This is a genomic window from Deltaproteobacteria bacterium PRO3 (genome assembly GCA_030263375.1).
In the GTDB taxonomy this organism is placed as follows: domain Bacteria; phylum UBA10199; class UBA10199; order DSSB01; family DSSB01; genus DSSB01.
The window spans coordinates 1-23,810 of record SZOV01000051.1 but is presented as its reverse complement, the minus strand read 5'-3'; the positions used below and the strand labels follow the sequence as shown (position 1 = coordinate 23,810).

The following is a 23,810-nucleotide window of genomic DNA, read 5'->3' as shown; positions in this document are numbered from 1 at the left end:
GGCCCAAGGCGACCGAGCCCCTGCCGGTCCCCGCCCCCGTCGAGAAGCGCTTTTCCGCGGGGCAGACCCTGATCCCCAAGAGCGCGGATCAGGCGACATTGCTCCTCGGGCACTTCGGGGACAAGCGCTTCAATCCCGACAAATTCGCCCTGATGCTGCTCAACGATATCTTGGGCGGCGAGGCCTTGGTCAGCCGGCTGGGCAAGCGGGTGCGTTCGACCCTGGGCCTGGCCTACGGCATCTACTCGCGCTTCGGCCTGGAGACCGACTACGGGGTCTTCTACATCATGGCCCAGACCCAGGCGAAAAACGCCAAGCGGGTCCTGGCCGAGAGCCGCCGCATCCTCGAGGAGATCCGCCGCCCGGGCAGCGTCACCCAGGCGGAGCTGGACTTTTACAAGCAATCGCTGTTGAACTCGCTTTATTCGGAGTACGAGCCGAGGTACAACTTCGCCAAGGACGAGGCCCGTTTCGCCTATTATGGCTATCCGCCGAACTACCTCGAGCTGTTCCGCCAGAACATCGAGAAGGTGACTCTGGAAGATATTCAGCGGGTCGCCGAGCAGTACCTCAAGCCCGAGGCCCTGCAGGTCTTGGTGGTGGGGGACCCGAAGAAGATCGGGCCGATGCCGGGGGCGAGGGTGATGTCCATTGGTCAATAACCTTGATTTTTCATGAAAACGATTCTTTCCAATCTAATCGCAAAACACCTCCGTGGCCTCGGTCATGAACCTCCTTCCGAAATTGTGCTCGACGCCCCCAAGGTCAAAGAGCACGGCGACCTGAGCAGCAACGTCGCCCTGGCCCTCGCCAAGGCCGCCAAGCTTCCGCCGCCGAAGCTGGCCGAGCAGCTGGCCTCGGCGCTGAGCGGCGAGACCTCGATCTTCGAAAAAGTCGAGGTGAAGGGACCGGGCTTCCTCAACTTCTTCCTCAAGCCCACGGCCTACCACGAGGCCCTCAAGTCCCTCTGGCAGGGCCCGAACGCCTTGCAGTCCTTCGACTTCGGCGGCGGCCGGCGCGTCCTGCTGGAATTCCTCAGCGCCAATCCGACCGGCCCGATGCACGTCGGGCACGGCCGCAACGCGGTGGTAGGCGATTGCCTAGCGCGGCTGCTCGAGGTGACCGGGCACCGGGTGACGCGGGAGTTCTACGTCAACGACCACGGCGTCCAGATCAAGACCCTCGGCCATTCCGGCTGCCACTACCACACGGTGATGACCCAGGTGGGCGGCGTCGAGGTCGCACTGCCCGAGGACGTCTATCGCGGCAAATACCTCGAAGACCTGGTTATCGAGCTCAAGGATCGCATCGCCCCGATCAAGCACGACCCCCTGGCGGTGGGCAAGCTGCTGGGCGTCGAGTTGCTCGAGACCATCAAGGAAGAGCTGCTGCGCTTAGGCATCGTCTTCGACCATTATTATTCCGAGTCCTCGCTCTACGAGGAGGGCAAGATCGACGAGGCCTTGGCCGTATTGAAGGCCAAGGGCATGACCTACGAGCGGGAAGGCGCGCTGTGGTTCAAGACCAGCGAATTCGGGGACGACAAGGATAGGGTCTTGATCAAGGGCGACAACACCTACACCTATTTCACGCCGGACATCGCCTATCACAAGGACAAGTTCGACCGGGGCTACGACGTCTACCTCAACGTGATGGGCGCCGACCACGGCGGCTACGTCCAGCGCCTCAAGGCGGCGGTGGCGGCCCTGGGCCACAACCCCGAGAAGCTGCACTTCCTGCTCATGCAGCTCGTCAACCTGAAGCGGGGCGGCGAGGTCGTCAACATGAGCAAGCGCACCGGCGAGTACGTGACGCTGCACGAGGTGATCGACGAGGTCGGGAAGGACGCGGCGCGCTTTTTCTTCATGATGCGCTCGCACAACGCGGCCTTGGACTTCGACCTCGAGCTCGCCAAGCAGCAGAGCGCGGAGAATCCCGTCTATTACATCCAATACGCCCACGCGCGGATGTGCTCGATCTTCCGCAAGGCGGAGGAGGCGGGCTACCCGGCCCCCGAGGCCCTGGGCGAGCCGGGGCTAAGCCCCTTGCAGCTCGAGGAGGAGATCGGCCTGGTCAAGACCTTGCTGAACTATCCCGAGACCTTGGCGGGGGCTGTACAGTTTTACGAGCCGCACCGCGTGGCCTTTTACCTCTTGGATCTAGCCAAAACCTTCCAAAACTATTATACCCGCGCCAAGGGCGACGACCGCTACCGCGTGATCGGTCCCCGGCGCGAGACGACCTTGGCGAAGCTGTATTTGGTCAAGACCCTGCGCGAGGTCTTTCGGCACGGCCTCAATATCCTCGGCGTCTCGGCGCCGGAGAGCATGACGAGGGAGAGCGAGGAATCATTTCCCGCCTGATCCCGCGCCTAAGGGAATGCATCATGGAAGAAAAATACCCGATCAAATTTTCCTTGAGCCAGTTCATCCTCCTGCTGGGGGTCGAGGTGGTGGTGCTGTCGCTGGTCTTTCTGCTGGGGGCCCGCTTCGGCAAGACGATCTTCCCCGAGCCCGCCCAGCCCTTGGCGGCTCAGCAGCGAGCCTTCCAAGATCTGGCGCCCCCCGCGCCCAGGGCGGCCAAGGCGCCGCCGCAGCACGACAAGCTGGTCGACACGGAGGAAGGCGCCGAAGGGGCGGTTCCCGGGGAAGGGGAAGAGGCGAATCCAGACATTCCGACCTACCACGTGGGTGCCGACGGCTCCACCCGGCCCGCGCCGCGGCAGGAACCCACGCAGGAAAACCTCGCCGTCAACAAGAGCCTGATCGCCACCAACGTCGACAAGAACACGATGGTGCGATTCAAGTCGAGCGGCAACAGCAAGTTCTCGATCCAGGTCGCGCAGTTCTTCGACGAGCTGCTCGCCTCCCGCGAGATCACCAAGCTCAAGTCAAAGGGCTACGAGGCCTACCTAGTCATCGACCAACGCGGTTCCACGCCTTCCTTCGACGTCCGCGTCGGCAGCTTCGGCGACCGCAAGCTGGCCGAGGACTTCGCGGCGAAGATGAGCAATCAGGAAAACGTCGAGCTGCGCGTGGTGCAGGCGGAGTAGGGATTTGCTAATCTAGAAGTCTGGCTCGCGAGCTGGATACCGATTACATTTCGACAGCGCCTCTGCGACGGCTTCCGCATGAATTTGAATTTCTGTATCTCTTTGGCAAGATGCGAAGTCTCCGCCGAGATCCATGGTAAGGTCGGTGCAGATCCTAGCCGATATCGAGCGCACTAGTTCTTTGTCCGGCTGGCGCTGAAGTATACACTCAAGTTTTTCTTTCTGGACTTTCATATTCATGGCTTCAATTTCTGCGGCCTTCGCGGCTTTACCCTTCTCTACCAGGCCGTGCCAGTAATTCGTTATCGCATCGATGCCCTGATTTAAAGGCTCAAAGGCCTTTGAAAGGTAATTTGCGGCGGATTGGTAAGTATCGTTGAGTTTGGAAATGGTTTGTGAAAACATGCGCCCTCCAAAAAATAAAATTTTCTTTGGAGTGCGGGATGGTTATCGGCGCAGTCCGAACAGAGTTGCTTCGCGCGGCGATTGATACACAATTTCGATTCGAATTAGATTTACGATTCATTCTCTGAAATTTATTGTAAGTTCGAGGATGCAACATAAACGTCTGTTTTTTGGAATGGCTCGGCCTCGCATCCAGACAGTTCGAAGCAACCCTATGAAGAGACGCGTGCCAGCATCGAAGCAAGCCGCTTCGCATTTGGCATCTAACTTGCTCCTTCTCCAGATGCCGGGAAATTTAGCCGGCCATTTGGGGGGATCCCCAAAATCTAGAGAACCCCGCCCGCAACACTCCACGGGTGGGGACAAGGGGCATCACATGGACTCGAAGTCTATGGCCGTTCAGGCCGGTGGAGTGTCATTCTCTTCGAAACGAGGTATTGGATGCCTATTTGTTTGAGGATCTGGATCAGGTTTGGGAAATAACCCATGAATGGCTGATCGAGTACAACGAGCAGAGGCCCCATGATGCCCTGGGAGGATTGCCCCCAAGCCTTTACAAGCTGAAACTCGAAACAAAAAATTCTATTTTGAATTGTCCGGTTGATGGGGAAGCTTACGGTCAGTTTTGGCCTGAGATTTTGGCCGATTATCTTCCAGTGTGGGTTTTTCCACTGATAAGTATTTGAAAAATATAAATAATATTAATTCTATGAAATTTCTTTGCTAAGCACAGAAATTTCATAGATTCTGGAGGGGTGAACCGAACAGATTATTACCCTCTCATCGACCAAGCCTTTCGCGTTACTCCCATCGTGGCGCTTCTGGGCCCTCGCCAGAGCGGCAAGACGACTCTCGCCAAGCAGTATATTGCCCGGGATGTTTCCCCCCATTCTGGCCCCGCCCATTTTTTCGACCTCGAAGATCCGGTGCATCTAGGCCGTTTGCAAAACGCTAAGCTCGCCCTCGAAAATTTACAGGGCTTGGTGGTCTTGGATGAAATCCAACGCGAGCCGGACTTGTTTCCCGTCTTGCGCGTCTTGGCGGATCGCGCCGGGGCCAAGACCAAGTTTCTGATTTTGGGCAGCGCCTCGCGGGATTTGATCCAGCAAAGCTCGGAAACCCTCGCGGGGCGAATCACTTTCTTGGACGTTTATCCCTTTTCATTGACCGAGGTAGGGCTTGAACATCAAGATAGGCTTTGGGTGCGAGGCGGTTTTCCGCGCTCCTATCTTGCGGAAGACGATGCCCTGAGCGCCGCCTGGCGAGAGGGCTATATCCGCACTTATCTCGAGCGGGATATTCCGCAGTTGGGCATTCGCATTCCCGCACCGGCTTTGCGGCGCTTTTGGATGATGCTGGCCCATTATCACGGGCAGATCTTTCAGGCTTCCGAGATCGGCCGCTCTTTGGATAAGGCCGACACTACCATTAAGAATTATCTCGATGTGTTGGTGGGGACCTTCATGATCCGGCGCCTCGATCCCTGGTACGAAAATATTGGGAAGCGCCAGGTAAAGCGCCCCAAGATCTATTTCCGCGATTCTGGGATCTTTCATCAATTGCTTGGGATTGCGGATTATTCCGCCCTGCAAGTCCATCCCAAGTTGGGCGCTTCATGGGAGGGCTTTGCGCTGGAGGAGGTCGCCCGCTTCTATCGCGCCACCGACGAAGAGATCTATTTTTGGTCCGTTCACGGACAGATGGAGTTGGATCTATTGCTCATCCGCGGCGGGAAGAGGCTGGGCTTCGAGGTTAAATTTTCCCAAAGCCCAAAGGTAACCGAGGCGCATCGAAAAATAGTCTCTTTGCTGAATTTAGAAAAACTGGTGTTCGTCGTGCCCGGAGAGGAGCGCTACCCAGTCGACGAGAAGCTCGAGGTTTGCGGGTTGCTGCGCATGCTTAAAAACGGGCGACTCGATACGGCAGATCCGTTCAGTGCCGGGGATTGGAGACGACCTGGCAAAGGCAGCGAATAAGGTCTAAAATGTATTGGAGTTAAAAACGAGGGCCGGAACGTAGCGGGAGGAACGATGAAAACCAAGACCAACCTGTCGTGGAGTTTGCTATTCGCTTGCATGCTGATCTCGACCCAGGCCGGGGGCCAGGAGCCCCTCAAGGCCGTGGTCACCGACCTTTGCGCCTCGCCCCGCTTCGAGGAAATCCTCGCGGCCATCGAATGCAAACGCAAAGCCTGCCCCGATCCCGACGGCGCCAAGGACGCGCTGTATATGAGGGCCTGCACCGAGGTCGATCCGGAGGCGGCGAACGTGCTGGGCGCTGTCAGCGTGCGGGACGACGGAAATTTACTGAACCAACGATCGGTCTTGAGGCGGGTCAACGAAAGCTACGACCTGATCGAGGCCCTGGAGGTCACCCGCCTCGAGAAGCCCGTCAAAATCACGACCCTCGAGCCCTGCGATTGCCTCGCCAAGCTCGCGGCCAAGACCCCATGCAAGGTCGAGCTATGCCCGAAGGAGCCCCCAGCTCCCCCTCCCGCGAATCCCCCGCCCGCGGACGAGCCCCGGGCCGAGCCGGCGGACAAAGAAGTCGTGCCGGAACGGACCGCGTCCTCCCTGCAAGGCGGAAGTTTTTGTTCCCTCAATACGCACGCCGCCGTTCCGGCGAGCGGATGGGCCTGGCTCCTTCTGCCCCTTGGCAGTGTTCTGTGGCTCTGGAGACGGCGCCGCATCCCATCATCCCATGGTTGACACTATATATATGGTCATTTATGGTGGCCTGCCATGGCCCAGCGCAAGAAAATCAGCACGACCGTCTATATCACCGAAGAGCAGAACGACAAGCTCAAGGCCTTAAACGACAAGACGAAGGTCCCCATCGCCGAGTACATCCGCCAGGGGATCGACCTGATCCTCGACAAGCACAAGGCCGAGCTGCCCGGCGAGCAACTCGGGCTTTACGACCGGACGGAAGGCAAGTAGAGAGCCCACCATGCCCGAAGTCCCCGCCCTGAAGAATATCCGCAATTTTTCGATCATCGCCCACATCGACCACGGGAAGTCCACGCTCGCCGACCGCCTACTCGAGTTCACCGGCGCCTTGAGCTCCCGCGAGATGCAGGACCAGTTCTTGGACAAGCTCGAGCTCGAGCGCGAGCGGGGCATCACCATCAAGGCCCAGACCGTCCGCCTCAACTACAAGGCCAAGGACGGCCAGACCTACATCCTCAACCTAATCGACACCCCCGGCCACGTCGATTTCCACTACGAAGTTTCGCGCTCGCTGGCTGCCTGCGAGGGCGCCATCTTGGTGGTCGACGCCTCCCAGGGCATCCAGGCCCAGACCTTGGCCAACGTCTACGTGGCCATCGACAACAACCTCGAGATCTTCCCGGTCTTGAACAAGATCGACCTCCCGGCGGCCGATCCGGCGCGGGTGAAAAAAGAGATCGAGGACGTGATCGGCCTCGACACCACCTACGCCGTCGAGGCCAGCGCCAAGTCGGGCATCGGCATCGAGGACATCCTCGAACACGTCGTCGCCGTCTTTCCTCCGCCCAAGGGCGATCCGGCTGCGCCCCTGCAAGGCCTGATCTTCGACTCTTGGTTCGACCCCTACCAGGGCGTCGTCGTCCTGATGCGCGTCATGGAAGGAACCGTGAAGAAGGGCGACGAGATCCTCTTCATGGCCACGGGCAAGAAGCACCCCATCGACCAGCTGGGCGTCTTCACCCCCCACGGCGTCGAGGTCGCGTCGCTCGGCGCGGGGGAGGTCGGCTTCTTCACCGCGGCGATCAAGGACATCCACGACATCAAGATCGGCGACACCGTCACCCACGCCGGCCGGCCGGCGGCCCAGGCCCTGGCGGGCTTCAAGGAAGTGAAGCCGATGGTGTTTTGCGGGATCTACCCGACGGATTCGGCCGAGTACGAAAATTTGCGCTACTCCCTGGAAAAGCTCCGCCTCAACGACGCCAGCTTCCAGTACGAGCCCGAGACCTCGCTGGCCCTGGGCTTCGGCTTCCGCTGCGGCTTCTTGGGCCTGCTCCACATGGAGATCATCCAGGAGCGCCTCGAGCGCGAGTACAACCTCAACCTGATCTCCACCGCGCCCACCGTCGTCTACATGGTGAAGACGGTGCAGGGCGAGGAGCTGACGATCGACAACCCGGCCAAGATGCCGGCGACCCAGGACATCGAGAGCATCCAAGAGCCCTACATCAAGGCGACGATCCACATCCCCGCGGAGTACATCGGCGCCATCATCCAGCTCTGCGAGGGACGCCGCGGTACTCAGGTTAAGATGGATTACCTGACGCCGACGCATATCGCTTTAGAGTATGAGCTGCCGCTCAGCGAGATCGTCTTCGACTTCTACGACAAGCTGAAGAGCCTCAGCAAAGGCTACGCCTCCTTCGACTACGAGCTTTTGGGTTACCGCGGCAGCGAGCTGGTCAAGCTCAACATCATGATCAACGGGGACGTGGTCGACGCCCTCTCGGTCATCCTGCACCGGGACAAGGCCTACCAACGCGGCCGCGAGCTCTGCGAGAAGCTGCGCGAGATCATTCCCCGGCAGCAGTACGAGGTGGCGATCCAGGCGGCCCTGGGCGGCCGCATCCTGGCACGCGAAACGATCAAGGCGATGCGCAAGAACGTCCTGGCCAAGTGCTACGGCGGCGACATCACCCGCAAGCGCAAGCTTTTGGAGAAACAAAAAGAGGGGAAGAAGCGTATGAAGCAGGTCGGCAACGTCGAGATCCCCCAGGAGGCCTTCCTGGCCGCGTTGAAGATTGATTAAGGGAAAGGCATTTCATGGAAAACAAATTCGAAGCCTCGATCGCAACCCCGCCGGCCCGCAAGGCCGCCAAAGAGAAATCCAAGACCCGCGAGTACGTCGAGGCCCTGCTCACCGCCGTCTTCATCGCCCTGTTTCTCCGCTCCTTCGTCGTCGAGGCCTTCAAGATCCCCAGCGGCTCGATGATCCCCACCTTGATGGTGGGCGACCACATCTTCGTCAACAAATTCATCTACGGGATCCGCGTCCCCTTCACCAGCCGCTGGTTGTGGAAGTACAAGGACCCGCAGCGCGGCGAGCCCATCGTCTTCATCTATCCCAAAGAACCGGGTCTCGACTACATCAAGCGGGTGGTGGGCCTCCCCGGCGACCGCGTCCTGGTCGACGGCGACGATGTCTACGTCAACGGCGAGAAGCTCCCGACGGTCCAAGTGCCGGTGCTGGGCAAGAGCGCCAAGAATCCGCGCCTGCTCGACCTCGAGCCCGTCGAGGCCTTCGGCGCCCCTTCCAAATTCAAGACCATTCCGGCCTTCGAAAATTGGGAGTATTTTCGCGTCTACCTCGAGAAGCTGGGCGAGCGCGTCCACCTCAAGCAGGAGGCCCCGCAGCACTATGAAGAGCGCAAGGAATACGTCGTGCCCGCCGACCACCTCTTCGTGATGGGGGACAACCGAGACAACTCGCAGGACTCGCGCTTCTGGGGCTTCGTGCCCATCGCCAACGTCAAGGGGCGGGCGATGTTCATCTGGCTCTCGCTGCGTTACCACAACGACCGGCCGGAGGAGGGGATCGCGGGATTTCGTTGGGATCGCTTCGGGCGTTGGATTCAGTGAGGTGCGGCCTCCCGCTTCCCGGGGACATATACCCCTTCGCTTTTTTCCCAGGACCTCAAGCCGGTCCTGGGAAAGGTCGAGAAGTCGAAGATATAGAAGGCTTTAAGGTGTTCGACTTCTCGAAACCCGCTCAGGGGTATATGTCCCCGGGAAGCGGGAGGCCGGATTATTATAGTCTTGGTCCGAAGATTGTGAGGAATTCTTAAGTGGTCGCGGGCGGTGTGCTTGTATTACAATCTTTCGCGTCCCATTATGAAACCCAGCAAGAAAAAATGGCGAGTATTATCCAATAGTTCCGTTGACAGCGCCCCTCCGGCGCCGCCGGTGGATTGGACCAAGCTCGACCCGCAGAACCTCTCCAATCCGGCCCTCTTCATCAACCGCGAGCTCAGCTGGCTTGAGTTCAACCAGCGCGTCCTCGACCAGGTCTACGACGCCTCGCTGCCCCTGCTCGAGCGGGTCAAGTTTTTGGCCATCGTCGGCACCAACCTCGACGAATTCTTCATGATCCGCATGGCCACACTGCTCAAGAAGATCCGCGCCGGGATCGAGGACGTCAGCCTCGACGGGATGAGCGCCCGCCAACAGATCCGGGCCGTCCGCGAGCGCGCCTTCAAGATGATGAAGGACCAGAGCGATGCCTGGGAAAAGCTGCTGCGGCCCGCGCTTGAGAAAAACTGGGTGCATTTCCTCGAGATCCCCCAGTACACGCCGGCGGTGCAGGAATATCTCAAGGACTATTTCAAGAAGCAGATCTTTCCGGTCCTGACTCCGCTGGCCTTCGATCCGGCCCATCCCTTCCCGCACATCTCCAACCTCAGCATGAATTTCGCGGTGGGCCTGCAGCACGAGGGGGAACGCAAGTTCGCGCGGGTCAAGATCCCCAGCATGCTGCCGCGCTTCATCCCCATCCCCGAGTCCATCAGTACCAAGCCGGGGCAGAGCTTCGTCTTCCTCGAGGACGTCATCCGCAGCAACATCGGCGAGCTTTTTCCGGGCATTCCCGTGGAAGAGGTCTACCTGTTCCGCGTCATCCGCGACACCGACCTGGTGATCCAGGAGGACGAGGCCGACGATCTGCTCGAGTCCGTCGACAAGAGCCTGAAACAGATCCGCTACGGAGCGGTCTCGCTGCTCAAGGTCGAGGCGGCCATGCCCGAACGCATTTTGGACATCCTGCTCGAGAACTTCCAGATCCGCGAGGACGTCCTGATGCGCAAGGAGACGCGCATGTTCTTCGGCGATTGGTGGGCCCTCACCAAGCTGCACCTGCCGCAGCTGAAGTTTCCGCCTTTTTCGCCGCGCGTGCTTTTTCCCTACGAGGAGAAGGACAAGCTCTTCGAGCAGATCCGCTACGGCGACTACCTGGTGCATCACCCCTACGAGTCCTTCACCTCCGTCGAGTCCTTCCTCCGCGCCGCGGTGGACGACCCGCAGGTCATCGCCATCAAGATGACCCTGTACCGCATCGGCCCCAACTCGCCGATCGTCGACCAGCTGATCGAGGCGGCGGAGGAAGGCAAACAGGTCGCGGCGGTGGTCGAGTTGAAGGCCCGCTTCGACGAGCGCAACAACATCGTCTGGGCCAACCGGCTCGACGAGGTCGGCGTCCACGTCAACTACGGCCTGGTCAACCTCAAGACCCACGCCAAGCTCTGCATGGTGGTGCGCAAGGAGGGAGACGGGATTCGACGCTACCTGCACGTCGGCACCGGCAACTACAACCGGATGACCGCGCAGGTCTATACCGACCTCGGATTGTTTACCGCCGATCCCGAGATCGCCGAGGACGTCTCCGAGGTCTTCAACTACCTGACCGGCTACTCCAACAAGCGGAATTTCAAAAAATTGCTGGTGGCCCCCGTCAACCTGCGGCAGGGATTGGTCGCCCTCATCGAGCGCGAGGCCGAGCACGCCCGCGCGGGCCGCCCGGCGCGTCTCATCCTCAAGTGCAACCACGTCGCCGACTCGCGCATCATCCAAAGCCTCTACCGAGCCTCGCAGGCGGGGGTGAAGATCGACATGATCGTCCGTGGGGTCTGCTGCCTGCGCCCGGGCCTCCCCGGGATCAGCGACAATATCCGCGTGATCTCGATCGTCGGGCGCTTCCTCGAGCACCATCGCATCTATTATTTTCAAAACGGGGGTGAGGAGGAGATCTTCTTCGGCAGCGCGGACCTGATGGAGCGCAACCTCGACCACCGCGTCGAGACGCTCTGCCCCATCCTCAACGCCGAGCTGCGCGAGCAGCTCAAGGTGAACGTCCTCGAGATCATGCTGCAGGACAACGTCCGCGCCAGCCGCCTGCACTATGACGGGCATTACGAGAAGGTCGCGCGCGAGTCCGAGCAGGCGCCCCTCGTCGATTCCCAGTCCATCCTCTTGGATTGGTATACTTCCAAGCGAAACCCGCTGCCCGAGACGTACGCTTAATCCTCCAACCAACCCCATAAATTACGCCAACCGGGCCGGCGCGCCGGCGAGGCGGGGTGCGCCTGCGGCGGGCGAGGCGGCAGCGGGGGCGGCGGCGGTGGGGGTGGCGGAGGCGGCGGGACCGCCCGATCGTGATTGGGGAGCAAGGGGCCGGTTCGCCATTCGGCGAAGCTTCCCTCGATGGGGAACAGGCGCAACTGGCCCGGAGCGAAGCTCCGGCCGTGGCTGTCCATCGGAAAATTCAGTTGGTAAACCCCCGACATCAGCAGGACCTGCGATCCGTGGGCAAAGCGGCGATTCCCGACGGCGAGGCCGTGCGGGGCCTCGACGAACAGGACGTAGCGCGGATGCCCCTCATGCGAGCCGATGGAGATGCGGAAGTGGTTGCGCGAGATGAAGGGCGCGGTGAACAGCTGCGGCTGGTGGATCCGCCCGAAATCGATGGATCCCTCGGAGGCGCGGAAGCGGCCGTGCCAATCCACCCCGTCGTAGTGCAGGTCGAGCTCCGGCAGCGTCGCCGCGGGCCGGTCCGGGCTGTCGAGATAGAGGCGGTAGCTGCGACGCTCCGGGCCTTCGCCGACGGCGACGAAGACCTCTTCGCCGATCTCGCCGATGACGGGGTTGTCCGTGGCCCGGTAGGAGCGACGCTCTCCCGCGCCGTCCCCGAGCGAGCGGATCACCTCCACCGGCGTCTCGCCGGCGCCCGCCAGGCGAAACAACGACTCCTCTCCCGTGCGGATCAAGCGGAAACGTCCTAGGGCCAGGCGCCGTCCCGGGGCGAGGGAGATCGGCGAGATGGGCGGCCTCTGATTGGGCAATATTTGAAATTGGACGGGCTCCAGCCGGTTACCGATCCCGAGGGTGTCTCCCGCTTGCAAGGGGGTCGAACCCTCCGAGGCGATGGGGTGCCACTCGCCGTCGCGATAGTACCAGCTGCCGAGGAGGTCTTGCGTTTCTGGGTTCAGCGTGCGGGCACGGCTGAGGTTGCGCGCCAAGAGTTGGCCGTCCTCGCCGAGGCGCAGCTCCAGGTGGGCGCGGCTCAGGGTGCGGCGCAGGTCTTCGGAGAGGAAGCGAAAGTCCGCGCGGCCGAGGATGCGCGCGCCGGGTTCCGTTCCCTCCGCCAATTCGCCGAATTCGATCGCCCCCCCTAGCTCCGAGTTCGCCGGATCGGACATCACGCTCAGGCGAAAAGGCGATTCCTCGAGGGAAATCGGGGGAGGGTGCGTCCCCGGAGGATCCGAGCGGGGCGTCAGGGGTGTCAGCGGGGCCTCGCTGGCGGTGGTCGCGGGGAGGCGAAGCATCGGCTCGCGCTCCCAAACGATGACGACCGGGCGTGGGGGCTCCGGCGGCGGGGGCGTCGGCTCGGGCGCGGCGGCGGGCGGCCGCAGCGGTAATTCTTCCGGCGTCGCCAATCGCAAGGAGGCCCGGCGCCCCGTCACGAAGAGCTGCGGGATCCTTCCCTCCGCCAAGGCGTGGTGGTAGCGCTCCAGGGTGCCGGGGTGGCGGACCTCGCCGCGGGCGAGCAGGCGGGAGAGCAGCGCCTCGCGACCCGCGAGCCCCGGCTCCCGCGCCACCAAGGCGGGGACGAGCTCGTTGAGGCGAGCCGCGCGGTGCGGTCCCAATTGGCCGGCAAAGCCCAGCGTGCGGCCTCGAAGCTGCCGCAGGCCGGCGGCGCCCAGCTCCCACATCGCGATCGAAAGGACATTCTCGGCGACCTCCTCGCCCGACAGCGACCACTGGCCGCCGAAGACACCGCGGCCGACGAAGCCCAAGCCCAGGGCGGTCGCGCCGCCAAAGGCGACGGTGCCCGCGTGGACGGCCAGCTCCCGCGAACGAAGCCCGTCGGCGACCAGGAAGGGGTCCCGCGCGCCGGCGGCCAGGCGATTCTGCAAAATGCGCGAAAATGGAATGGTGAGGCCGAAGGTGACCAGGTTGATCCCCGCGCTCGCGCCGAAGTCGCGCCAGAAGTGCGTGTTCAGGCCCTGCGCGTAACGGTCCAAGTTGTGGGCGCCGGCGCCGAAGGCGCTCAAGGCCGTGCCGACGCCGAGCCCCGTCGCCACCGAGCCCCAAGGGGTCAGCGAGCCGCGGGCGACCAAGGGGATACCGCGCAGCGCCAGCGAGCCGCCGGCGCCGGCTCGGGCGATCAGGAGGCTGGGGAGAAATTCCGCGGCGAGGATCCCCGCGCCCAAGGAGACCAGGTTGGAGGCGGAGAAAAGATGGCCGAACATCCGCCGGGTCCGGAATTCCGTTCCGTCCACGCGCTCGCGAAGGGCCCGGGCGCGGGCCCGCAGTTCGGCGGGGACGCCGCCTTCCGCGCGGCTTTCCTCGACGGCGCCGAACAGGGCGTGCAGGGCGAAGGCCTCGTGGTCGGCGGCCCCGGCCAGGCGCCCTTGCCAGATTTCGAGCAGCTCTCCGGCCATCCCCGCGGCCGGGTGGGGCGCCTCGCCGTCGCTCTGCAGGAGGTTAAGCAGTCTCTGGACCGGACGGTCCGGATGCCGGTTCTGGAAATCGCGCAGTTGTTCAATGCCTTGGGCGCGGCGGCGCAGGAGCTCGCGCCCCTGCAACGGGCCGTTCAGGCCCAACTCGGCGCCCAGGTTGGGAAGGCCCAGGACCTCGGCCTCGATGCGCAAGAGCGGATGGTGCCGCCGGTTTGCCTCCAGGATGCCGGGAAGCAGGCTGCGGCCGATGCCGTAGCCGAGGCGGTCGACGTGCAGGGCGGTCTCCCGCGCGGCGGCCGTGAGTTGGGCCAAGCTTTGAGCCCCGCGGGCCTCCGTCAGCATGCGGGCGACCTCGGCGTTCCGCAATTGGGTCTGCTCCAGCTCGGTGACCAGACCGGCTTGAGAGTCGGCGGAACGCAGGCGGCGCAGCATTTCCTCCAAGCTCCATTCCGGGTGCCGCAGCGCGAGCGCGGTGAGGACCGCGCTGAAGCCCCGGTAGCGCGCGCGCAGGGCTGCTTCCGACTCCTCGTTGGCGCGGTCCAGCGAGGCGGCCGCCAAGACCAGCCACTCGAGGGCCTGGGCGTTGAGGGCGACGGCGCGGTCTTCCAGCAGCGACGGCGCGTCGAAATGCCTCAGCTGCGCGACGATCTCGCGGTCCTCCAAGAGGACGCGCTCGGCTCGGGCATGCCAACTGGTTTCCAGCTCGGTCGGGGGATGGGCGCTCAAATGCTCGGCCAAGGCCAGGGCGTGGCGGCGTTGCGCGGCCGCGTCGCCGCGGTACAGGGCGCGGCGCAGGCCGAGGATCTCCGCCACCCCGCGCAGGCGGGGGAACAGCGGGTAGGACTCCGCCCCCAGCCGGGCGTGGTAGCCCTGCAGCTGGGCGTCGACCTCGTCCAGGGCGGCGGCCAGGGTCGTCCGCAGGGCCTCCGCGCTCTCCGGCAAGGCGGCGCCGGGGGGAGGGCTGCGGAAGTGGCTCAAATAGGTGTGTCCGATCCGCGCCGCGGCGAACAGGAAGCGCAGGCGCTCCTCGGTGCTCAGGTCGGGCGCGTACTGGAGGAAGTTGGAGTATTCCTCCAGCGTGGCGACGAAGAGCCGCGTCAGGGCGGGGACCTGTTCGCTCGCCGCGCGTTGCAGCAGGGCGAATTGCCCCGCGAGGGCGTCGTAATAACGCACCCGCTCCCCGCGGCGGCCCGCGGCCAGCGAGTCGCGGACGAAGATTTCCAACTGCCGGTCGTTCATCTCGCGGTAGTTGCCGGCCAGGTCGGGGCGGTAGCGCAGCGCCGGTTCCAACGAAAAGCGGTCGACGGCGCCCTCCCGCTCGATGTGGCGGGAGTCCTCCTCGGCCCGGGCCGCGGCCGCGGCGAGTCGCAGGCGGACGGAGGCCTCGGGGTTCAAGTCCAGGTCGGGGAGGGGACGGGAAGATCCCAGGAGAAAATTTCGTGCCTCGCGCGGGGGCGTCATCGCTCAACCTCTCAGTGCGAGCCTTCCTCCGCCGTCACGCCCTCCACGGAGGGATCGTAGCGCAGGACCATTAGGACGACGTTGTCTGGGCTGGCGTTGCCCACGTGGTTGCCGTCGGTCGGGGCGTCGTAGATGCGGCCTTCCGCGTCGATGTAATGGCCCTCGAAGCGGCCGCTGCCGATCAGGGCGCGCTGGTCGTGGGCCAGGCCGCGGGCCATTGTGCGGTAGAGGTCCATCGTCGCTGCAGCTTCGGTCTGGATCGCCCGGCGCACCGGTTCGGCGCCTTCCAGACCGTGGATGACGGAGGCCATCTGGTCGCGGCTGAACAGCGTGTGGACGCCGTCGCTCATCATCAGGAAGAGGTCGCCCGCTTGGGCGATGAAGGGCTGTCGGGCCCCGGAGCCGTCCGACGCCGGGATCGTCAATTCGTTGTTGAAGATGCCGCTGGGGATCCCGCTTTCCATGCGGCCGGTGATGGGAGGGGCCGCCTCACGGGGGCTGCCGCCGAGGCGCGTGAAGATGCCGCCGCCCACGGCGTTCATGCCCACCGTGGTGGTAACGCCCGGCGTGCGGGCGGCGCGCTGCAGGCCCGCCATGCTGGCTGGCAGGTAGGGGGCGATCACGTCGTAGGCGCCGCCCCCGTTGGGTCGGGCGATCCAGACCTGGGAATCGCCGACGGTCGCGACCTCGACGCTGCCGTCCGGCTCGAGGCGCAGGGCGGTGGCGACGGTGTAGCTGTCGGCCGGGATCTCGACGTCCCGTCCCGCCGTCCGTTCGGCGCGCGCCGCCTCGATGGCGGCCTGCAGGTCCGAGAGGATCACCGGGTGCGCGTCGCGGAAGGCCTGGCCCAGGCTCACCGCGGGATCCGAGGCGCGATTGAGAATGACTTCGACCGCCCGCGCGCTGGCTGCGTCGCCCGTCGAGCTGCCGCCCGCGCCGTCGGCGACCACGGCCACCAGCGAACCGTCTTGGGCGACCGAAAAACCGTAGGCGTCCTCGTTGCGCGGGGTCGCGTGCTTGCTCATTCCGGTCTCGGTGAAGGCCGAGAGCTCGCCCACGCCCGGGATCATCGCCCAATGTTGGCCCTCGCGCAGCCGTCCCGGGACGTTGGGAGAAATCACCGCGCGCGATTCGCCGGGGTCGAGGATCTCGGCCATCAAGAGGGGGGCATGAACGTCGGTCTCCGGATCGATCGCGGGCTGCGGGCCCGTCTCGTCCGCCGCCCTCACGACGGCGCGGGGCGCGGTGGTCTCCGAGTCGTCGGCGTCGGCCGCGGCGGGCGGAGGCGAGGCTTCGCCGTCTCCTTCACCCGCGGCCAGCGGAGGATTTCCCTCCGGAGAGCCGTCGCTCGGCGGGGGCGTGCCGCCGCCGGGGCCCTCGGGAGGCGTCGGACGCGCCTCGAAGCGGATGCGCCCGTTGCGCAAGTCGATGGTGATCGTCCCGGCCTCTTGCCCTTCCGCGGCGGGGACCTCGAGGACGATGCGCCGAGCCTCCGTGTCGTGGACGCCGTGCAGGGCGATGCGGTTGCGAGGCACGTTGCCACTGGCCGGCAGGTTGTCGGGAATGAGGAAATCGGGCTCGCTTGTCGAGGGCCTGTGCCCCTCGCTGATGCCCAGGATCTTGCCGGATCTTCCCCCGAAGTGGACGGTGACTTGCACCGGCCCCGTCTCGCCGTGGGCCGGCGTGGTCAAGATGCCCATGTGGGCGTTCGGGACCCTGTGCCGGGTGATCCTTCGGGCCGTCGAGTCGGCCGCGTCGTCGGCGTCCGTCTCGGGGGTGGATTCCCGGCGCGAGGCGCGACGGCGTTCGGAGCCGCGGGGCCGCTCCTCCGCGGGCCGCGAGGCCCCGGCCTCACCGCCTTCGCGTTCGGGCAGGCGGTGCTCGATGCGCCCGGTCTCCATGTCGAGGACGTATTCGCCATCGACCCCTCTGGGGGCCGGAATCGTCAAGGTCTTGTCGTTGCCGTTGTAGCGGGCGCCGATCCGCAGGATGTTGCGCGGCGCACCCTCGAGATCCGCCAGGGATTCGACGGACATCAGGTTGCTCAGGATCTCGCCGGTGTCGGCGTTGATCAACAGGTTGATGTTGCCGTCGCGGTTCAGGTCGCCGATGGCCTGGTTGATCCGGGCCCGGGAGGCCTGATTGAGCCGTTGCGGCAGGACGCGGGCGCCGAGCGCGGGGGTCCAGAGCAGGGGCACGGGCGAGCTGCGGTGCGCCTCGATCATCGGCGTCAGATCGAGAACTCGGGGCGCGGTCTCCCGGCCGACGGGCGGCAGGCGCAGTTGGTGCGTCACGGGATCGTAGGAGCCGTGCAGGGTGATAGCGCCTTCCGTGTCTCCGAGCGAATGAGTGTTGACGGCGACGATCCGGCCCGTCTCGGGATTCACCCGCAGCTCCACGATCTCGTAGGGATTGTTCGGGAGGAAGCGCGGCAGGTAATCGGCGTCGGTGGAGGCCGCGTTCTCGACGTGATGGCGGCGTATCGCCTCGAGGATGCGCGGGGTGTAGCCCTCCGGCGCTACCCGGACGTTTTCCGCTGGGACGAAATGCATGCGGAAGCTGCCCGGACGGCCGACGATCTGAATGCGATGTCCCCGCAGGAAGCTCTCCGAGTAGAGGTCCACGCTGCCGGGGGCCGAGATTTCCTGCAGCGCCAGCTGGCGGGCCAGATATTGCCGCAGCGGCGTCAGCTGGGGGCTGTCCGCGACGAGACGGCCGGCGACCTCGTTGATCCGGGCGGCGCGCGCCGGTCCCAGTTGCGTGAAGAGCAGGTTGAGCGCCGACGAGGTCCTGCGGGCCGCGAAGTTGTTCAGCCAGGCGTAGCTGCGGTTCAAGCGGTTGCGGATCCCGGCGAGGCGGCCGGTGTTCTCGACGGGGGTGTATTCCCGCGGCTCGAAGGGCCTGCGGCCTTCCAGCTCGGCGCCGAGGCCGACGCGGGTGCGGAAGCGCCGGAAGCCGGCGGCGCCCACTTCCCAGGCCAGGATGGACAGGTAGTTCTCCGCGACCTCCTCATAGGACGGGGCGCTCCAATGGCCGGTGTGCAGGCGGCGCCAGAGCGTGCCGGCGCCCAGGGTCAGGGTGCCGCCGAACAAGGCGGTGCCGGCGTGCAGGGCGACGCGGCGGCGCAGGGTGAGGTTGCCGATGGCGGCCGCGTCCTCGGCGGCGGGCGTCAGCCAGCGCGCGAGGCCGTGGGAGAAGGGGATGGTGGCGCCGAAGACGACCGTGTTGGTCGCGGCGCTCTCGCCGAAGTCGCGCCAGAAATGGGTGGTGAGGCCCAGGCGGGAGCGGTCCATCGTATGCAAGCCCGTACCGACGAAGGACATGGTGAGGCCGGCGCCGATGCCGGTCAGGGCCGAGCCGGCGAAGGTCAGCCGTCCGGCGTTGACCAGGTTGACGCCGCGCAGGGCCAGGCGGCCCGAGGTGCCGGCGCGGGCGATCAGCGCCGCCGGGAAAAGCTCGGTCAAGACGATGCCCGCGCCGAGCGTGGCCAGGCTGGAGCCCGAGCCCAGGTGCCCGAAGACGCGGCGGGTGCGGAAGTCATAGCCTTCGACCCGGTTGACCAGGCTGCGGGCCTGGGTGCTCACCTCGCCCGGGACGCGGACGCCTTCGGACACCTCCTGGGTCTGGGCGATCAGCTGGAAGACCGCGTGAGCGGCGGCAAGTTCGTGGTCGGGGCGGTTGTTCAGGCCGTCCTGATAGCTGTTGAGAACCTCTTGGAGCAGCTCCCCGATGTCCTCGGCGGGATTGGCCTCGGCTTGCAGCTGCCGCAGGATGCCTTGGACCGAGTCGTCCGGATGGCCGGCGCCGTATTCCTCTACCACCGAGACGCCGAGAGGGCCGCGGCGGAACAGCTCGGCGGCGAGCCGGTGCAGGGCGCGCTCGTCGCGCAGCTGCGCGGCGTCGAGGCCCAGGGCGCGCAGCAGGCCGGGATGCGACCGCAGCGATTCGGCCAGGGAGGCGATGGGGTTTTGGCGACGGTTCTCGTCGAAGATGGCCATGAGTAGATGACTGCCGGCCCCGGTGCGCAGGTTTTCGACGTGGGCGGCGGCCTCGCGGGCCCGCGTGATCCATTGCTCCAGCGAGACGTCGCCGCGGGCCTCCGTCAGCATGCTTTGGACCTCGGCGCTGTCGTGGGCGGCGTTCTCCAATTCCTGCCGGATCGCGTCGGCCTGGGCGGGATTGCGCAGGTCGGCGAGCAGATCGGCCAGGTTGAGCGAAGGACGGGTCAAGGCGAGGATCCCGGCCACGGAGGAAAGGGCGCGGTAGCGCGCGGTGATGACGGCCTCGCCGTCCTCGTTGACGTGGTCGATGCTCGCGCAGACTGTCTGCACCAGCTCGAGGGAGACGCCGTTGATGAGGGCGACGGTGTTCTCCGGCGTCGAGGGCGCGTCGATCCCGCGGACCAGGCCGGCGAACTCGGGGTCATCCAAGAGGGCGCGCGCGGCGCGGTGGTCCCAGCGATCGGTCTCCGATCCTTCCGCGGGCGGCGGGTGGGCGGTGAGCCATTGGGTCAACTCGAGGGCGCGCTGGCGGGCGACGTCGTGGTTGCCCGCGAGGATCGCCTCGCGCATCTGAATCTCGCGCAGGATGCCGGTATAGGCCTCGCCGTTGGGGTGGGCCAGGAGGTGCCGTCGGTAGTGGCCGGTCAGCTCGACGTAGGTCTCGCGGAGCAGGGTGCGCAGGGCCTCGATCTCCTCGGCGCCTGCGGCGTTGCGGGAGGCCTCGTCGACCTGGACGCGGCCCAGGGCGTTGCGCAGGACGCCGGAGGCGGCGAAGAGGTAGCGCAGCCGCTCCTCGGGGCTTAATGCGGCGCTGTCGGCGAGAAATCGGGTGTATTCGGTCGTGATCTGGCGCAGGCCGCGCAGCAGCTCGGGGACTTGCGAGCGGGTCGCCTCGTCGCTCAGGGCGCGATGGATCAGGACGAAATAAGCTCGCATCGCGTCGTAGAAGGAGCGCCGGTCCCCGCCGCGGGCGCGCTCCAGGACGACGTTGAGGCCGGCGCGAATCGCGGCCTCGTCGGCGCCTTCCGCCTCGGAGGTGATGGCCTCGCCGGCGCGGCCGGTGCCGCTGAGCAGCAGGCGCATGGCGGTGTCGCCGCGTCGGGCGGTGGTGCCGGCCTGGGTGGTGACGGAGAGACGGGCCAGGGTCTGAAGCTGGGTGACGGCCTCGCCCATGTCGCGGTGCTCGAGCGAGGCGCCGCTGCGGCCGAGGAGAAAATTGCGGTAGGAACCTGGGGGCGTCATGAAAAACCTCCGGACGTGCCCCCGGCGGTTATTTCGTTTATCGGGTTTCCCCGCGGAAAGATGCTAAATTTCGCGGCGAATTTTCGGGGTTTCCTTATCGGAAAAACTCCGCAATCCCAAGCGTTTATCCGGAGCGGCGAGGGCGGGTTTTCACCGCGCGTTCCGATCGCTCAGTTGAACAGCCGCAGGAAAAATTCGCGCCATCCGGCGGCCTCCATCTCGTCCGTGAGGTTCATCGCTTCCTCGATGCGGAAGGTGAAGCGATCCGGACGCGAGTCGTCGGGGATGCGCCGCAGGGTGAAATAGCTGTGGTCGCGGTAGCGCAGGTTCTCCACGTTGGAGACAATCCGCATCTCGCCGCGAGGGGAGACTTCGACGGTAAAAATGTTCAGGTAGGGCAACTCCTGGTGGGCGAGGCCCTCCGCGGCGAGCTCGGCGTTGTATTGCGCCTGCTGGCGTCCACGGTCCTGTATCTCGGCGTAGAGGTCGGCGAAGAAGCGGTCCATGCGGGCTGCGGCAGTGTCGTAGCCGTCCGGGGCCGGGATGCGCACGCCCGCGGTCCGGGAGGGGGAGGGGCGCAGGCTTTCCAGCCGCCGACGGATCAATAGGATGGGCTCCGCCGAGGCGGACTCGCGCTCGATGGCCTCCGCCAGTGCCGTGGGCGGAGTGCGCTGCGGCAGCGGGGGCGGTCCGCGGCGAGGCGAGGCCGGGATCGGAGGCGGCTGGACGGCGGCCTCCGCGGGGACCCGCGGCGGACGCAGGGTGACGCCCTCGGTGCCCGTTGCGGGCGCGGCGCCGTCTTCGTTCAGGTCGGCGAAACTGAAGGGGTCCTCCGCCGGCGGTGTCTCGGCTCGCGGTGCTTCGGCGGGCGGCGCCTCGGAGGGCGCGTCGAGCGAAAAATCTCCCTCCCGCAACTCGATGGGGGCCTCGCTTTCCCCGGCGGCCCTTGCGGGCGGCTCGGGCTCCGTCTCGGGGCGATCGCCTTCCGCGCCGTCCAGGCGCGCGAGCCGTTCGCGCAATTCGCGGGCCTCCTCGGCGGGAATTCGGCGAGTCGCCGCGGGGTCCTCGCCTTGGAGCACGGCCTGGGCCTGCTCGATGGGGATGTCCGGGCGCGAGGCGGTGCGGGCGCGTTGCTGCTGCCGGGTCGAAAAGGGGACGGTTTCGTCGCCGCGGCGCGGCCTTCCGCCCGCGGCCGGAACCTCAGTGACGGCCGGGACGCCCGGCGAGGTGCGGCGGGCGGCGTCCAACAGGGCCTGGGTCGGTTGCTGCGGGGCGGTGACTTCGAGCGCGGATTCCGAGGCACCGGCGGTTTCCGAGGAACCAACGGGTCGGACGGCGCTGGCCTCGGCCGGGCGGGCGGGCGCCGTTTCCGTTCCAGTTCCCGCGGCGGGCTCGGCTCGCGGCGCGGTTTCGGCAGGCGCCGCTACGGGGGCGGCGAGGGATTCCGGCGACGCCTCGGCGGCCGCGGGTTCGGCTCGGGCAGGTTCCGTCTCGCTTCCACCCGACGACACGGGTTCCGCCGACGAGGCTTCCGTGGCGGGACGCGGCGGGCGATGCGCCGCCGTCGGTTCTTCGGTGGTTCCCGTCCGGGCCGGCGGTCGTGCGGAGTGCCCGGCCGAAGGCGGCAGGATCGGCGTGAACATCTGATTTTGATAGCCGATGATGACGGCGCGAAGCACCGGGTCGTCGGTCTGGAGATTTCGAATGCCGTTCGGATCCATGGTGAAGGTGTTTTCGCGGTCGCCGTCCGCCGGCTGCCGCTGCAGGATCTCGAAGCTGATGGAATCCCCTTCGAGGTAGGCCCGGACCCAGACGCGGGGCCGGCGCTCGCCGTTGGCGAGGCGCTGGCGGATCAAGGCGCGGATGGGGCCGACGCCCTCCGGATGTCCCGCGAAGGCCTCCGAATCGAGGATGCGCCGCAGGCGCTCCGCGCCGGACTCGTCCAGCTGAAGGATGGCCCGCGCCGCTCCCGTACGGCTCAGCGGGTCCTCGGTGGAAAGCGGCGCCGCGGTGAAGATCAGCCTGCGCGCGCGGCCTTCTCCCTCCAGGCGCGGGATCTCGCCGCGTTCGAGGGCGCGGGCGATCTCTTGGAAGCGCCGCGGATTTCGGAGTTGGGCTTCTAAATACGCCTCCAGGAATCCCCGTTCTCCGGCGAGCTCGGGGGCTCGGCGGACCATCGTCTCGACGCTGCTGCGCAACATCTGGTTGGTGCGGAAGGGGCCGATCTGGTGGCGCCAGAAGCGCGTGCGGCTCACCCCGAATCTCAGTCCGGCCGCGGCGGCGTCCCACAGGGCCATGGTCAGGAACATCTCGGCGACGTTTTCTCCGGTGGGCATCGCGGCGTGGCCGGTCAGGGCCGCGGTCGCGCTGTGCGCGCCGAGCATGAGCCCGCCGCCGATCGTCCAGTTGCCCAGGCGCAGTCCGACGTGGCCCAAGGCGAGGCGGCCCGGGCCTAAGGCCGCGCCTTCCGGCAGCAGCCCTCTGCGCAGCAATCGTCCGCCCGCCACGGTCCCGCCCATCGCCAGCATGGAGAAGACGGTGCCGAGGGCGAGGGAGCCCAGGCCGATGCGGTCAAATTCTTGAGAGACGCTCACCCCAGGGGCGCGGTTGAAGGCCATGTGCATCGTCAGGCCGCCGGCCTGCATCGCGAGACCGACGCCGGCGCCGATGGCGAATTCGCCCCAACCCGTGACTTGGCCGCCGCGGACCAAGGGCCCTAGTTCGCCCGAAACGCCGGCACCGCGCAACAGCAAGACCGGCGCCAGCTCGGTCAAGACCACGCCGGCCGCGAGCATGCTGATCGACTCCGGCGCGGCCAAGTGCCGGCCGACGCGTCGCCAGGAGAAGCTGCTGAGCTCCTCGGCGTAGCGTCGGGCGCTTTGCCGCAGGGCCGGGCTGAGCGTCGCATCGGGCGCGATTCGCTCCAGGGCGCCGAGGCTCTGGAAAATGGCGTGATAGGCCGGGGCGTAGCGGTCGTCGTCGCGGGCGCGGCGGTGCAGCTCCTCGAGCAGGTCGACCAGCGGCGCCTCGACGTTGACGCGCATGCCGTCCTCCCGGTAGCCGCGGGCGGCGTTGCGGACGGTGTCGAAAAAGGAGCGGTGCGAGGGGTTCTCGCGCAGCGCCTCGGGCAGGGAATCCAGGAAGACGGGAAGCAGGGCGCCCATCTCGCAGAGCTGGCGCGCGATCGACG

Annotated in this window: 13 protein-coding genes; 10 read left to right on the top strand and 3 right to left on the bottom strand. The window is 65.7% G+C overall.

What is annotated here, in order from left to right:
• From FBR05_09205 to FBR05_09195, 3 genes are all read left to right on the top strand, one after another.
• The coding region (locus tag FBR05_09205) for an insulinase family protein (GenBank protein MDL1872372.1) at positions 1 to 662 on the top strand (662 nt) is incomplete at its 5' end.
• A gap of 12 nt (positions 663 to 674) precedes the next feature.
• The gene (locus FBR05_09200; protein ID MDL1872371.1) at positions 675 to 2,363 is read left to right on the top strand and encodes an arginine--tRNA ligase; all 1,689 of its coding nucleotides are present in this window, start codon (positions 675 to 677) and stop codon (positions 2,361 to 2,363) included.
• A gap of 23 nt (positions 2,364 to 2,386) precedes the next feature.
• Complete coding sequence (locus tag FBR05_09195) at positions 2,387 to 3,052, top strand: SPOR domain-containing protein (GenBank protein ID MDL1872370.1); 666 nt, start codon at positions 2,387 to 2,389, stop codon at positions 3,050 to 3,052.
• Between the two features lie 12 nt (positions 3,053 to 3,064).
• On the opposite strand, the gene FBR05_09190 is transcribed toward FBR05_09195, so the two are convergent.
• Positions 3,065 to 3,457, bottom strand: coding sequence for a hypothetical protein (locus FBR05_09190; protein MDL1872369.1), 393 nt, complete (start codon positions 3,455 to 3,457; stop codon positions 3,065 to 3,067).
• A gap of 305 nt (positions 3,458 to 3,762) precedes the next feature.
• Between FBR05_09190 and FBR05_09185 the strand changes: the two genes are divergently transcribed.
• From FBR05_09185 to ppk1, 7 genes are all read left to right on the top strand, one after another.
• Positions 3,763 to 4,143, top strand: a complete 381-nt coding sequence (locus FBR05_09185; GenBank protein MDL1872368.1) for a transposase — start codon at positions 3,763 to 3,765, stop codon at positions 4,141 to 4,143.
• A 69-nt stretch (positions 4,144 to 4,212) separates the two neighbouring features.
• Positions 4,213 to 5,433 (top strand): ATP-binding protein, encoded by a 1,221-nt coding sequence (locus FBR05_09180; protein MDL1872367.1) that lies wholly within the window; start codon positions 4,213 to 4,215, stop codon positions 5,431 to 5,433.
• Positions 5,434 to 5,487: 54 nt separating this feature from the next.
• On the top strand, positions 5,488 to 6,165 hold the full coding sequence (locus FBR05_09175; protein MDL1872366.1) for a hypothetical protein: 678 nt from the start codon (positions 5,488 to 5,490) through the stop codon (positions 6,163 to 6,165).
• A gap of 33 nt (positions 6,166 to 6,198) precedes the next feature.
• On the top strand, positions 6,199 to 6,396 hold the full coding sequence (locus FBR05_09170; protein MDL1872365.1) for a ribbon-helix-helix domain-containing protein: 198 nt from the start codon (positions 6,199 to 6,201) through the stop codon (positions 6,394 to 6,396).
• A gap of 10 nt (positions 6,397 to 6,406) precedes the next feature.
• On the top strand, positions 6,407 to 8,215 hold the full coding sequence (lepA, locus tag FBR05_09165) for an elongation factor 4 (protein MDL1872364.1): 1,809 nt from the start codon (positions 6,407 to 6,409) through the stop codon (positions 8,213 to 8,215).
• 14 nt (positions 8,216 to 8,229) lie between these two features.
• A complete protein-coding gene (lepB, locus tag FBR05_09160) occupies positions 8,230 to 9,045 on the top strand; it encodes a signal peptidase I (GenBank protein ID MDL1872363.1) in 816 nt (271 codons plus the stop codon).
• 252 nt (positions 9,046 to 9,297) lie between these two features.
• Complete coding sequence (gene ppk1, locus FBR05_09155; protein MDL1872362.1) at positions 9,298 to 11,478, top strand: polyphosphate kinase 1; 2,181 nt, start codon at positions 9,298 to 9,300, stop codon at positions 11,476 to 11,478.
• Here the strand turns inward: ppk1 and FBR05_09150 are convergent.
• Together FBR05_09150 and FBR05_09145 are read right to left on the bottom strand one after the other, a co-directional pair.
• Positions 11,475 to 15,377, bottom strand: coding sequence for a hypothetical protein (locus FBR05_09150; protein MDL1872361.1), 3,903 nt, complete (start codon positions 15,375 to 15,377; stop codon positions 11,475 to 11,477). The two genes, ppk1 and FBR05_09150, sit on opposite strands and share 4 nt — an antisense overlap.
• Positions 15,378 to 15,388: 11 nt before the next feature.
• Complete coding sequence (locus FBR05_09145; protein MDL1872360.1) at positions 15,389 to 20,620, bottom strand: protein phosphatase 2C domain-containing protein; 5,232 nt, start codon at positions 20,618 to 20,620, stop codon at positions 15,389 to 15,391.
• Between the last annotated feature and the right edge of the window lie 3,190 nt (positions 20,621 to 23,810).

Bases quoted from the DNA above. Each gene is read 5' to 3' on its own strand.
- FBR05_09175 (MDL1872366.1), top strand. From the start codon at position 5,488: ATGAAAACCAAGACCAACCTGTCGTGGAGTTTGCTATTCGCTTGCATG.
- lepA (MDL1872364.1), top strand. From the start codon at position 6,407: ATGCCCGAAGTCCCCGCCCTGAAGAATATCCGCAATTTTTCGATCATC.
- FBR05_09200 (MDL1872371.1), top strand. From the start codon at position 675: ATGAAAACGATTCTTTCCAATCTAATCGCAAAACACCTCCGTGGCCTC.
- FBR05_09145 (MDL1872360.1), bottom strand. From the start codon at position 20,620: ATGACGCCCCCAGGTTCCTACCGCAATTTTCTCCTCGGCCGCAGCGGC.
- lepB (MDL1872363.1), top strand. From the start codon at position 8,230: ATGGAAAACAAATTCGAAGCCTCGATCGCAACCCCGCCGGCCCGCAAG.
- FBR05_09150 (MDL1872361.1), bottom strand. From the start codon at position 15,377: ATGACGCCCCCGCGCGAGGCACGAAATTTTCTCCTGGGATCTTCCCGT.
- FBR05_09170 (MDL1872365.1), top strand. From the start codon at position 6,199: ATGGCCCAGCGCAAGAAAATCAGCACGACCGTCTATATCACCGAAGAG.
- ppk1 (MDL1872362.1), top strand. From the start codon at position 9,298: ATGAAACCCAGCAAGAAAAAATGGCGAGTATTATCCAATAGTTCCGTT.
- FBR05_09195 (MDL1872370.1), top strand. From the start codon at position 2,387: ATGGAAGAAAAATACCCGATCAAATTTTCCTTGAGCCAGTTCATCCTC.
- FBR05_09190 (MDL1872369.1), bottom strand. From the start codon at position 3,457: ATGTTTTCACAAACCATTTCCAAACTCAACGATACTTACCAATCCGCC.